This is a genomic window from Sorangium aterium, assembly GCF_028368935.1.
Lineage (GTDB): Bacteria > Myxococcota_A > Polyangia > Polyangiales > Polyangiaceae > Sorangium > Sorangium atrum.
On the sequence record NZ_JAQNDK010000001.1, the window covers coordinates 3,985,036 to 3,996,933 of the forward strand.

Consider the following 11,898-nt stretch of genomic DNA (forward strand, 5'->3'; position numbering starts at 1 on the left):
CGACGCTCCCCCTGTCGAGGCGTGGCGTCCGGCACCTTCTCGGCCTCGGCAACGCCGGCTTCGTCGGAGCATCGGCCGCCCTCGGCTTCGTCGTGCGCCGGCGGACCACCACGCTGGCCGCGGCGCCGGGGGCCATCACGCCTTCCGCTCGCTGCCGGTCACCGCCACGCTTCTCCGTAGGCCGCTCTCGCTCTCGCATCGCGCCGCGAATCTACGGCGTCTGCCCACACCCGGCGAGAATGGGGTCTACAGCACGGATACCCCTTTCCGAGCCCGTCGAGGAGCTGAAACTACCCAGCCCCTGTCCGGCCGCGAGCGCGTGCGTTAACGCAATATGGAAGACCGCGCGCGCCATCGACGGTGGCGGTCGACGTGCCTCCGGCTCCTTCCTGTGATCACTGTGACTGCACGAACTGCGGAGGAATGCCTGGCTGCTGCGGGTAGCGCGGGCGAGGCGATCGCGGCCGCGGTGCTCGCGGGCGCGGCGCTTCTGGTCGACGAGGCGCTAAATTTGCTCGGGCTGCTCGATCTGCTGGCCTCGGTCCCACGAGCGGACGTGGGTGCCGGCGGTGAACGGTGAACGCCAGCGATCACGGGGCCGCGGTATTCACCGATCGGACGCGGGACGCGATAATCACCGACAGGAGCAAACCCAGGCCAGTGTGCTGCCCAGGCAACTCACGCAGAGAGGGGCCCCCACGCCCGTAGCACAGGCAGTTCCGCACGCCGCCATTGCGCCCACGCACAGCAACGCATCCCAATAATTGCAAGCTGCGTTGGTGGCAAGCGGATCTTCGTTGAGCGAGAGGTTTCGCTCCTCGGTCCCAGCTAGAGCCCCTGCCGATCCATTCGCGGAACCACGAACGTCTAAGGGGGCATCCGGAGCCGAGCGGTCTTCAGCAAACAGCGCGGCATTTCCAACTCCGGTCTCCTCCATCCTGATGGGCCTGGCCTCTGGTGCGGCACCGGCCGCCTCGTCGTCCAGTACCCCTGCTGGCTCTTCTGTGGCCAGTACCCCTGCTGGCTCCTCTTTGGCATCGTCCCCGGTTTCAACGGAGCAACCGGTCAATCCGGACATAACGGTGAATAGAGCAAAAATGCTCATTCTGTGCATTTTCATAGCCCTCTCCTCAATTCTGCGTGAGGGCGCGCTACTCGTCCCCACCGTGGCCCACCGTGGGCGGACGGCGCTGACTCTCGCGTTGCGAACCGACTACGTTTATGTTTATATAAATAGGACACTTCGCTGTCGTGGCAAGCAGCTCCCCCACAACTTCCAGACTGTTCTCACCGTGCAGGATTTCGGGAGCTCACGTTGTCGTGGTCTGGTGGTCGTGAAGGCCTGCTGCTGAGCGTGGCGGACTGATGCGCGTCGGCGAAGCGCCCGAGAGCCTCGCGCTGACCTTGGCGTTCGAGCAGTCACGTCCCACAGTTAGGTCCACAGAAGCCGCTGGAGCGCCAAACGAGCCTTCATAATGCACCTCCGTTCGCGTCGCGGTTGGTGAACGCACGCCGCCGTGGGCGATGGCGCTCAGTCCGCCCGCGCGCTCCTGTTTGGGGCGGTCGCCGGCGGGGCCGTACATGGTCTTTGCGCACTTGCCTCAGGTGCACGAGTGTGGCCGGGTCGAGGTGGAACCACAGAGCCCGACCACGACCGCCGCCGTCGATACTTGTGATCCAGCCGCACTTGCTCCAGTAGCGCACCTCCGACGCCGTCACGCGCAGGCGCCGAGCGACCCCGCGGATCGAGTAAGCACCATCGGCGCGGCGTTCGGGCTGGGGTACGGACGTGGGCAAGGGGCGTGGCCACCGAATCCCATGATAGCGGCAGTAGGAGTGAACTGTGGCCGGAGTCCATGAGCATCCGGTTGCGGTGGGGATCTGCGCTCCGTTGAGCGCGGCAGCGATCTGCCCAGCTCGCATCATGCGCGCCACCATGCGGCGGATCATCGTTACAGCCTCTTGGCTGGTATGTTGCCCCGGGAGCTGACGCGGCACGGCGAACTCGCTGGTGGCCCCGGTCTGCCAGAGCAACCGGATATGCGTGCCGCCGTCCGGTGAACGAATTGGAGTTAGGCAAACCTCGCTCACCATCGTCCGCAGCATCGCCTTGCGCTGTGCCATCGTGGTGGTGGAGGCGTTCCAAATCCGCGGCACATCACGGCTCAGATTTGCGATATGTGCGCGGTCGGCTGTCGTCAGACTAATCTTGTCTCGCGTGCGCACCTCGCCATATTCACGCTCCAAGCGTTCGACTTCGCGGAGCTTGGCGTCCCACTCTCGCTCGAGCGTCCTGGCCACGGTGCGATGCTCTGGCTCGACAGCCTTGTACCTTCGCTCAGCCATCTGCGCCTCGTAGCGAGCCTGCTCCAACCGAAGTGTCCATTGACGATCGAGGTCCGCAGCTTGGCGCTCCGTCTCACCGGCCACCGCCATACCGAGCGCGATAGCTTCGGGCGTAAGTGCATTGAGGACCAGCTCGGAAACTGACTTGTCAATGGCTCCTGCTGCAACTGTCCAGCAGCGCTGCGTTTCTCGCCCCTGCTGCAGCGGGCTCGCGCAGCAGTACCGCGCCCGCCGTGGGGTACCGTTGTAGGTAATGTGCATCCGGTGGCCGCAACGACCACATAGGACCAAACCCTGTAGCAGTGCCTCACCCTCCCGGGCGGCGCCGTGATGCTCGGGCGTCGGGACGTTGAGCCGATTGTTCTGGAGGATGCGCTGGTTCTCAACAAAATCTTCCCATCGGATGTACGCTGGGTGGTGGTCCCGAATAAGGATATGCCAAGCATCTGGCGAAATGCGCTTCAAACGGCGCACCATCCTTCCATCCACCATCTCGACGTTCGGTCCACGCCGGCCGTAGACATAGGCCCCGGCGTAGGTTGGGTTATGGAGCATGCTGATTATCCGACTGCTCCGCGGCGCCGACCATCGCGCGGTCGTACCGTCAGTGCTGCGCGCAGGGAGCCGCAGACCATGCTGTATGAAATAACGCGTCACTCCGTAAGCACTGCGTTCGATTCGAAATCGGTCAAAGACGAGCCGGATGGCATGCTGCACCTCCTCATCAGGGTCAAGCCGCAGCCGACTCGTGGCTCGATCCCACACATAGCCTGCAGGGGTCGTCAGGCGGTAGTCCCCACGACGCGCCTTGCTGACGCGCGCACCACGGAGTCGCAGCTGAATCCACCCGCGCTCGGCCTCGGACATCGTGCCCTTGATGCCGAGCAGTAGTCGATCATTGGGATCTGCGGGGTGGTATACCGCCTGCTCGTCGACGAGAACGACGTCGGCAACACCGCACAGGTCCAGCAGGCGATGCCAGTCGGCCGAGGAGCGCGATAAACGCGATACTTCGAGAACGAAGATTGCGCCGACACGTCCCTGCGCCACCTGCTCACTGAGTCGCTGAAAGCCGTGTCTCCGAGCGCTGTCGGCGCCGCTCTGTCCCAGATCTTCATCGATGATCTCCACGGCTGACTTGGGCCAGCCCAGCTGGATGGCGCGGTCGCGCAGAGCGTACTGCCGGCGCGCCGATTCCGGATGGTCGAGCACCTGACGTAGCGTCGACTGGCGCAGGTAGACCACGGCAAGACGTTGACGGTGGACGGCTTGAATCTTGTCGATCATGGCTTACCTCTGTCGCGGGGGCGCCCACGCGCAGCATCTGAAGCAATGCCGTGGCGAGCTGCCGGACCAGCTGCTGCTGCGCTTCGTCGTTGAGGTCGCGCCACTGCATCGGACTGGGGCACCTCGGGGCCGCTAGGATTATGCCGCGACGTGTGCCGCTTGCTGGAGGGAGGATCCTGATCTTCTGTCCATGCGTCCACTAGCTTCCTTAGAGCGAGAAGCTGAGCTCCAGCCACACACGCCTTGGAACACGGGCCGCCGGGCAGAGCACCTGGAGGCGCACGGTCAGTCCATTCGATGGGTACCTGTAGAGGCCGGCCCTCTGGATCGTCGACCTCGACATGCGTGTGTCCGGGCGTTTGGCAAGTGCCGCTAACTTGTCTTCGCACGCGTAAGTGCTGGCCCGCGTACGGATGGATCGGAAGAGTAATCGTGATGAAGTTCGAACCGCTTATAGAGGCTGTTGTAGTCTGCCGGTTCGTTCCCAAGCATGGAGGCTTCAGCATTTATACTAGCGCCTCGGTGCGCGCCACCGGCCGACATGTGACAGTTATTTATTGGCACACGATGTCGTACGCGTCGGAGAGCAGAGTATTTTGGAAACAATACTCCATTCCTGCTGTGACTGCCGCCAACTTGAAACGATAGCTGCCAGGACGGTATGCGCTGCACGCTGCGCGCCGGAGTTCCGCGTCGAGGTTGCTAATCTGATAGGACCTAATACCTCTATCCTCGTTGCACTCGGGAGGTACGAAGGGCGAAGAGGCGCTCGCCCAATGGGCTGCCATGCACGCGTGTGCACGGTCTCTGGCGGCGATCCGGCAGCTGCCGGGACGCCAATTGGAGCATTCAGCGAGCGCATAGAAATTGCCGATATTGATCGGTGTCGTGGAGCCAGCGAGAGGATCAAGGCATTAATAATCCGTGCAGTCGCGCACTATTGTCGCACGTGCATCATTGTTGGGCGATGCGGGAACAAGTGCGAGTCCACTGAGAATTGCAAAAGTACCTTTCGAGGTTCCCCTGATGCTCCTTGAAATGTTCATATTGTCGCCACTTTTACATATATTGCGCGTTGAACACGTTGATTTCTCACGGAGAGATATGCCGTCACGATACGGGGTGGTCAAGAGACCAATATGATCGTTCCCCGAACATACGCCCAGAAATTCTACGGATCGGACGAGCTTTCCTGGTGCCGTGCGAAGCCCTTGTGGCCGCGCCGGCGTCGACCTAAGAGTTTATCCCAGTAGGCCGGCCGCGCGCCAGGTGATGACCCCGCAGGCGAGGTGCAGCAGGGCGAGGTAGCTGTCCGCGCGCTTCGACCACCGAATGAGGATCCCTCGAAAGCGATTCATCCAGCTATGGGAACGCTCGACGACCCATCGGCGGGCCCTGCGGCCTGCCTCCTTCTTGATGTCGCGCGTCTCCTTGCCGCGCGAGCGAATGTGTGCCGTGAACCCGAACTCCTTCAGCAGTGCCGAGACTTCAGCGTAATTGTACCCTTTGTCCAGGCACATGCCTTGCGGCTTGCGCCCGCTCGGATGGAAGGTGATCGAACGCCTCCCACGGGGGGACCGGTCCAACGGCGCCGCCGGCACATCGTAAGCGCCCGGCCATCGCCATGGGCACGCCCCCTTGCGGCTCTCGCCGGGGTCGACGATGCTGGGCGCGGGGCGGCGTCGGCCCACGCCTCGGCCCGGGCACAGGCGGTCCTGAAAGACGGCCCGGCGAGGCGGTCTCCGCCTGCGTCGCCGACCGAGGCTTGCGTTGTTCAGGTCGCGTCGGCGTCGCCGGCGACCGGAGCGGCGCGCGGCGATTTCGCCCATGCGTCGGGCAGCAGTTCGTCGAGCCGACCGCGTGGCCAGCCCGCCTGCAACTTGCCGATCACGTCCGTCGCCCAGGCGAGCGGGTTGACTCCGTGCATCCGACACGAGCCGAAGATCGTATAGCCAATGGCCAGGCGCTCAGCCCCCTTGTCCGAGCCCGCAAACAAATAGTTCTTTCTTCCCAGCGCCACACGCCTTAGCTGCCGTTCCACTTCGCCGTTGTCGATCTCGAAGTGGCCATCCGTGAAGCAGCGCCGCCACGTAGCCTCCTGGTTGATGGCGTACTGGGTAGCGATGCAGAGCGGCGTGCCTGGTACGAGCCGAAGGTGCAGCTCGTGAATCCACTGATAGAGCTCGTCCACAACGGGGAGCGACCGCTCCTGCCGGCGCGTCAGGCGCGCCTCCGTGGACAGCGCCTCCTCCTTGCAAGCTGCCTCGATTCGGTAGATGGCCTTGAAGTACGAGAGCGCCACCGCGGCCCGCGTGTCGCCGCCCTTGGCCGCCTTCTCGAACTTGGCGCGGATGTGCATCCCGCAACCGAGCCGACGCTCCTCGGGCACGATCATCTCGCCGTCTTCGCCTCCGCGCAGCATCGCGCCATAGCCCGCGTATCCATCACCCTGCAAGTAGCCGGTGAAGCCCTGCAGCAGCGCGGCTGGATGCTTCGCCTTCCAGTCCGGTGCGTACAGGAACGCCACGAGACCCGCCCCGACGAAGGCCCAGATGTGGCCTCGCTTCACCCCCGCCGGATGATCGCGGTCGAGCACCCGCATCCCCGTGTCGTCGGCGCGCAGGTAGAACGAGCCCAGCACCCGCTCCTCGATCCGCTCAGCCACCGGAGCGAGCACGTCGAGCGCGAAGGCCGACCAGTCGCCCAGGGTCGACGGGGACAGCGACACGCCGAAGCGAGCGTATTGCTGCGACTGCCGATACAGCGGCATCGCGTCCTCGAACTTCTCGACAAGGATGCTGGCGAGCAGCCCCGGTCCCGGACGGCCTCGATCCATCACCTTCTCGCTATCGGCCGTCGTGACGCCCTGCTCCGGGCAGCGCGGGCAGGCGAGCTTCTCCCGCTGCTCCTCGATGATCTTGAACTGCGCCGGAACGAACTCGAGCACTTCGCTCGTACGATGGCCGATGCACTGCTTGTCCGCGCCGCACTGCGGGCACGTCCGCTCAGCCTGGGGGACGGGCACCACACGCGTCTCACGCGGCAGGTGCTCGGGAAGCGGCGCGCGCCCGCCCCGTCCTCGCGGCGGCTTCGGCGGCTCAGGGGGCTGCGGCACCAGCCCCTGCTCCGGCTGCGGCGGAGCGTCCGCGCCGAGCTCCGAGCCCGCCGCCCCCGGCGGCGCTTCCGCCCCGAGCTCGGCGAACATCAGCATCAGCTGCTCGGTGGAGACCTGCTGGCTCTTGCGGCCGTACAGGTCGCGCAGCGCGCTCGCGAGCCTCGCCGAGAGCGCGGTGTTCTTGTCACGCAGCTGGACCAGCAGCCCGAGCACCAGCTCGATGAGCTCCGGGATCTGCCCGGCGGCCGCCAGCTGCTCGAGCTTGCGCCGCACGTCCGCCAGATCGGCCGGCAGTTGTGCCTGGGACTGAAGAGGACTGGTCACGTGGCGCGCGAGATAGCTATCCCGCGCGCATCCATCAAGCTTTGCTTCGACGGAGCAATTTTTCTCACGCCAGGCCGCCAACGCTTGCGCCGTACGGCCTGGGACAGGTCGAGCCCTTCGAGCATCAGCGACAGCTCGGCCGCCTCGACCTCGACGTGGGTGGTCCCCTTGGGCAGGTCGCGGGCGAGATGGAATCGTCCGCGGGCCAATTTTTTCGCCACGATCATGTAGCCAGTTCGGTCCCAGAACAAAACGCGCATCTGGTCACCTCGCCGATTCCTGAACACGAACAGATGCCCACAGAGTGGGTCGGCTCCGAAGCGCTGGGAGACCAAGGCCGACAGCCCATCAAAGCTCTTGCGCAGGTCCGTGGGCTCGGCGGCGACGTACACGCGCACCGACGGCGGCAGCGTCAGCACGGCGTCTCCTCGGCCGCGAGCGCCAGTACCCGCTCGAGCGTGGCCGGGTCGAACCCCGGCCGGACCCGCACCACCCGCCCGTTGGGTAAGGCGATCTCGATCGGCTCCGGCGCGGCGACCGATGCGTCCGTCACCACGTGGACCGGCAGAAAGCGCGGTGCTTCGGTCAACGACGAGGGCGAGGGGTGCGAGGGCCGGTCAGCGCGCAGCTTCCAACGCCACCAGTAGAGCTGCTTCGGCTTGTACCCTTCGCGCCGCGCGAACTTCTCCGCGCTCAGCCCGCTGCGCTCCCATCGCTCCACCCGATCGGCCCACTCCACCCTCGTCGCCATCGCTTCCTCCTTCGTCGCGATGGGGACTGGTAACCGGCCCCGACGGGCTGGTCACGATGGCGTTGGTCGGGTGGTTACGGCACATCGCCCGCAGGCAGTCGAGTGAAGGCGGGCCCCTTCGATGCGTGGATAAGCTATTGATATAGCACCGGTTTCCTGAGAGAGGTCGGATCGCATAAGGAATCTTTGTCAGCTTAGACGAGCGGCGCTTCGATCTTGACCTCCTCGAATCGTTTTCCTTTCCCTCATCCTTCCAGAAGCGTATCTCGAGGCGTGCGTGCTCCGCGACTGGCAGCTTCAGGATTCGATTTTTCCAGCTCAGACATTCGTGGTCGAGCGGCATAGTCGCATTTTTGTGGAATGGGAACTGCGATTCCCAGACATGTCAAGCTTTGGATGCCTCCGCGGCAAATCCAGGGGATCCCACAAAAATTGATCCGATCTCAGGCCGGGCGAAGATTCAAGTATATTCCGGGTCTTCTGCCTCAACATGTATCATCTATCGCAAAGACACGTCTCTCTTGGCTTGACGCAGACGACTCCCGCAAGCACGTTTCCATTAACGAATGGAGGCTCCCGATGGCCAGAGGGTGGGCGATCCGCGTGGTTGGATTCGTGTTCGGAGCATCGGTGACAGCATGCGGCGGTGTTGATAAATCTATCACTAAAATGGTTCAACAACGACCCAAGCAGGATTCATCCCGGACAATAGTCGAATTTTACTCCCACAGCTCCGCGGGCGAAGCAACGCTCGGGGGAATCAGCTTGAGCGGTTGCCCCGCCGGCACAGAGCGCCGTTGTGCGTATGATAGTGACATTCGTACTGTTCGATGCGAATGCGAATGCAAGGATGAAGTCTCCTGCGGATCGGATGGTGGCATCGATCTTTCGGACACGCGCGGCCGGGTCAATCGTCCCTGCATGGACGGCATGTGCCACTCCACGCTTCGCTGCGTCGACGGCATCTGCCGAGAAAGCTGGTGTGGCGCACGCGGACAGATGTGCTGCCTACCTGAGCCGCCACGCTGCTGGGATGGATCAAGGTGTGATGGTGGTGAATGCAAGGAGGGCTTCGGCCGCACGCGTGTTTTTCGCGACAACGACTGCGTGTCCATTCATCAGGAGGTGTTAACGCCTTTTGGCGATTACATCTGGCGGTCGCAGTTTAACGCGGACTTCCACGGCTCATCTTACGCGCAGCCGTACTGGCGCGGCGCTTGCGGAATGGGCAGTGGCAGCGCCGTTATCGTGAAGTATTGGGAGTGCGAGTCACCCAGTTTGTGGAACGGATTCGATCACAACAGGAACTGCATCTCCAAGGTCCACAGGGCGTTCGTCGCCCTGAATGAGCTTGCGTTCGTCGGCGACTTTGAGAGCTACCCGGACCTGCGACAGTGGATGCTTGAGGGTCCCGACCCCAAGGGCGTCGACTCCGGCGAACTCGCCATGTTCGGGCGGCGCAATGGCTGGCTCGTATCGAGCGGTCGGAACTGGAACGCAATTACCCGCAAGGTGCGCGTCGAGACCAACAAAACATATCGCCTCACGGGCTACTTTGAAGGCTCTTCTGATCTCACTGAAGGCTATTTCGGCCTCCGGTTCGCATCAGATAATTCGATCATCGGTGAGCTTAGGTTCGGCGCGCAATCGGGTGATTACACACCGCGGAACCAGTACCGTCGCCTGAGTCAATGGATCACGGTTCCCGATCGTACTAACGAACGCTATCGCGACGTGATCGTTTTCATCGGCTATTGGAGCAAAGGTACACCTTCATGGCTGCGCGTCGATCATCTCTTTCTTGGCCGAGGCGAAGTGAGCGACGGAACACTCATGTACTCTCCACATCAATGGGAACACTCGGACCCGCGCCCGGCCTGCCACGTGCTCTGGTATGTTCGCGGTTGCGAGCATTGGGACGTCTGGAAAGATCCCGCTGATGTTCACCGTGTTATCGCCCGCCCCACCGTACGCCCCTGAGGGTCGCCCCCTTCCAGGAGGGATGCGGCTCGCGTAGTGCGACCAGGCGAGGCTGGTCCGAAAGGAATGTGTGGTGCGATAACTCATGAAATTCGGTTCATCGTCCAGCGGGTGCGATCCCCGCCCGGCGAAGGGTGAGCCGGCTCAGCCGGTAGCGAGCCTTGCGACGGTTGCGGCAACGCGGCCGGCGATGCGTAGGCACGCGAGTGGTCCTCCTCCGGTTCCGCGGACAGTCTCGCTATGCCGCGCGCGCGGTCACGTAGGTCTTGAATTCGAATTCGATCGCCCTGCTGGCGGACATCTACTTGCACTACGTCTTCGACCTCTGGATCCAGCAGTGGAGGCGTCGGCATGCGCAGAGCGACGTGATCGTTGTGCGCTATGCCGATGATTTTTTCGTGGGGTCCCAGTCGGAGTCGGACGCCACTCGGTTCCTCGTCGAACTCCGCGAGCGATTGCGGAAGTTCTCGTTGGAACTGCACCCCGACAAGACGCGCGTGCTCCGGTTCGGGCGGTTCGCCGCCGATAACCGGGCGCGATGCGTTCGGGGAGCGGAGACAGGCTTTGAGGTGAGAGAGTACTCAGAATCCTTCAAAAGAAAAATCGTCCAACGGCTGCTGGCCCCAGGAGGACCGACGGCGGTGGCGCTGTCCGTCGAGACGGGGGTGCATCAGACGACGCTCTCGCGCTGGCTTCGCGATGCTCGTAGCCTCGCGCCCATGTCCGACGACGCTCGCCGCTCCGCGCCCCCGCCTCCTGCCGCCGCTCGCCGCCCGGAGGACTGGACCCCGGAGCAGAAGCTGCGCGCGGTGACGGAAGCCGCTGCGCTCTCTGAGCGGGAGCTGGGGGAGTTCCTCCGCCGCGAGGGGCTGCACGAGGCGCAGCTGGCCGAGTGGCGCAAGGCCGCGCTGGAGGCGCTGGGCGGGCCGGCAAAGCCAGGTGTTGATGATCGCGGCAATCCGCGGGGGTTCGGTGAAGTTCACCGGTGAAACCCGCATCCGACGCCGGTGAAGTTCACCGGTGAAGAGGCGGCTCAGTGCTTCTTGGCGCGGCGCTGCTTGATGCGGGAGGCGCTCAGCTCCTTGGCTTCCTTGAGCCGGTAGCTCTCGGCCTCGATCTCGATCACCTCGGCCCGGTGCACGAGCCGGTCGACGAGCGTGACGACGCAGGCGGCGTGCGGGAAGACCTGGCCCCAGTCGGAGAAGGCCTTGTTCGTGCTGAGCAGGATCGGCTTCTGCGCGTCGTAGCGACGAGTGACGACCTCGAACAGCAGGTCGGCGTAGCGGCCGTCGTAGGAGAGATGTCGGGTCGGGAGGGGGCGCGGTGGCCGGGTCTCCCCGGCTCCGTTTCCCCCTCCCGCCCGCCAAACCGGACGTGCACGTCTCCGCGCATCCGGCTTTCCACAAGCACCCGATGCCAGGTCAGGTCACGGCGAGATCCTCCTGGAGCGCCCCGAGGGAGGAAGGATCGTCGTACGCGCTGTTCGCGAAGCGGCCGACGTTGCCCAGCTCATCCGGATCCATCCACGGCAGGAGAATACGTGTGCCGCGATAGCGGTATCGCTCCACCCTCACGCGCGACGGCCGGAAGAGCTCGAGCCCTCCCTCCTGAAGCGTCCAGCCCCCACCACAATACCGGCCCTTGAGATACTTCCACGTTCGCTTGGGGTGCTTCTTCCGCAGCCACCGGAAGACGCGCCACCAGGCGAAGTAATCGACGTAGGCCAGCGTGCGCTTGCTCGCGTCGTAGCGGAAGTACGTGGCCCAGCCCCTTAACACAGGGTTAAGGGCATACAGGACCTCCTTCAGGGCCAGGTAGGTGGTCGAGCGGGTCGTAAGGCTTCTCACCTTGTGTTTGATCGCCTCTAGGCTCTTCTTGCTCGGGTAGGTCCAACCCACGAGCTTGCCCTTCCACGGCACCCGGCGAATACGGTGGCCGAGGAAGTCGAAACCCTCGTCGACATGCGTGACGAGAGTCTTCTCCGGGGACAGCTCCATCTTCAGCTCGTCTCGAAGAATACGAGCTGCTTCGTCTCGGATGGCCTCCGCCTGCTCCCGACTGCCGCGGACAAGGATCACGAGTCGAGTAGCCCGGG

The 11,898-nt window shown here is 63.8% G+C and carries 10 protein-coding genes and 1 pseudogene; 3 read left to right on the plus strand and 8 right to left on the minus strand.

Going from position 1 to position 11,898, the window contains the following annotated elements; all coding sequences use genetic code 11:
* The first annotated feature begins 391 nt into the window (after window positions 1-391).
* Window positions 392-580 carry a hypothetical protein gene (locus POL72_RS14715; protein ID WP_272095857.1) on the plus strand — a complete coding sequence of 63 codons (189 nt, stop codon included), beginning with the start codon at window positions 392-394 and terminating at the stop codon, window positions 578-580.
* Window positions 581-1,470: 890 nt separating this feature from the next.
* Here POL72_RS14715 and POL72_RS14720 read toward each other — a convergent pair.
* From POL72_RS14720 to tnpA, 6 genes and pseudogenes are all read right to left on the minus strand, one after another.
* A complete protein-coding gene (locus tag POL72_RS14720) occupies window positions 1,471-3,633 on the minus strand; it encodes a recombinase family protein (protein WP_272095858.1) in 2,163 nt (720 codons plus the stop codon).
* Window positions 3,630-4,139 carry a DUF5372 family protein gene (locus tag POL72_RS52235; protein WP_506377471.1) on the minus strand — a complete coding sequence of 170 codons (510 nt, stop codon included), beginning with the start codon at window positions 4,137-4,139 and terminating at the stop codon, window positions 3,630-3,632. The genes POL72_RS14720 and POL72_RS52235 overlap by 4 nt, the downstream gene beginning before the upstream one ends.
* A 735-nt stretch (window positions 4,140-4,874) precedes the next feature.
* Window positions 4,875-5,162: pseudogene (locus tag POL72_RS14725) on the minus strand (transposase); the annotation flags it as partial.
* 245 nt (window positions 5,163-5,407) lie between these two features.
* The gene (gene tnpC, locus POL72_RS14730) at window positions 5,408-7,072 is read right to left on the minus strand and encodes an IS66 family transposase (RefSeq protein WP_272095859.1); all 1,665 of its coding nucleotides are present in this window, start codon (window positions 7,070-7,072) and stop codon (window positions 5,408-5,410) included.
* Window positions 7,069-7,491 (minus strand): IS66 family insertion sequence element accessory protein TnpB, encoded by a 423-nt coding sequence (gene tnpB / locus POL72_RS14735; RefSeq protein ID WP_272095860.1) that lies wholly within the window; start codon window positions 7,489-7,491, stop codon window positions 7,069-7,071. The genes tnpC and tnpB overlap by 4 nt, the downstream gene beginning before the upstream one ends.
* Entirely contained in the window at window positions 7,485-7,823 is a 339-nt protein-coding gene (tnpA, locus tag POL72_RS14740) for an IS66 family insertion sequence element accessory protein TnpA (protein ID WP_272095861.1), read from the minus strand. The genes tnpB and tnpA overlap by 7 nt, the downstream gene beginning before the upstream one ends.
* Before the next feature lie 579 nt (window positions 7,824-8,402).
* Here tnpA and POL72_RS14745 point away from each other — a divergent pair.
* A complete protein-coding gene (locus POL72_RS14745) occupies window positions 8,403-9,803 on the plus strand; it encodes a hypothetical protein (protein WP_272095862.1) in 1,401 nt (466 codons plus the stop codon).
* Between the two features lie 266 nt (window positions 9,804-10,069).
* On the plus strand, window positions 10,070-10,792 hold the full coding sequence (locus POL72_RS51680; protein ID WP_373372175.1) for a transposase: 723 nt from the start codon (window positions 10,070-10,072) through the stop codon (window positions 10,790-10,792).
* A gap of 44 nt (window positions 10,793-10,836) precedes the next feature.
* On the opposite strand, the gene POL72_RS14760 is transcribed toward POL72_RS51680, so the two are convergent.
* Both POL72_RS14760 and POL72_RS14765 read right to left on the minus strand, forming a co-directional pair.
* Complete coding sequence (locus POL72_RS14760) at window positions 10,837-11,223, minus strand: ATP-binding protein (protein WP_272095954.1); 387 nt, start codon at window positions 11,221-11,223, stop codon at window positions 10,837-10,839.
* A gap of 1 nt (window position 11,224) precedes the next feature.
* Complete coding sequence (locus tag POL72_RS14765) at window positions 11,225-11,800, minus strand: group II intron maturase-specific domain-containing protein (RefSeq protein WP_272095863.1); 576 nt, start codon at window positions 11,798-11,800, stop codon at window positions 11,225-11,227.
* Between the last annotated feature and the right edge of the window lie 98 nt (window positions 11,801-11,898).

Excerpts from the sequence above, each read along its gene's own strand:
- POL72_RS14745 (WP_272095862.1), top strand. The coding sequence starts at position 8,403 with ATGGCCAGAGGGTGGGCGATCCGCGTGGTTGGATTCGTGTTCGGAGCA.
- POL72_RS14720 (WP_272095858.1), bottom strand. The coding sequence starts at position 3,633 with ATGATCGACAAGATTCAAGCCGTCCACCGTCAACGTCTTGCCGTGGTC.
- tnpA (WP_272095861.1), bottom strand. The coding sequence starts at position 7,823 with ATGGCGACGAGGGTGGAGTGGGCCGATCGGGTGGAGCGATGGGAGCGC.
- POL72_RS14765 (WP_272095863.1), bottom strand. The coding sequence starts at position 11,800 with ATGGAGCTGTCCCCGGAGAAGACTCTCGTCACGCATGTCGACGAGGGT.
- POL72_RS52235 (WP_506377471.1), bottom strand. The coding sequence starts at position 4,139 with ATGCTGAAGCCTCCATGCTTGGGAACGAACCGGCAGACTACAACAGCC.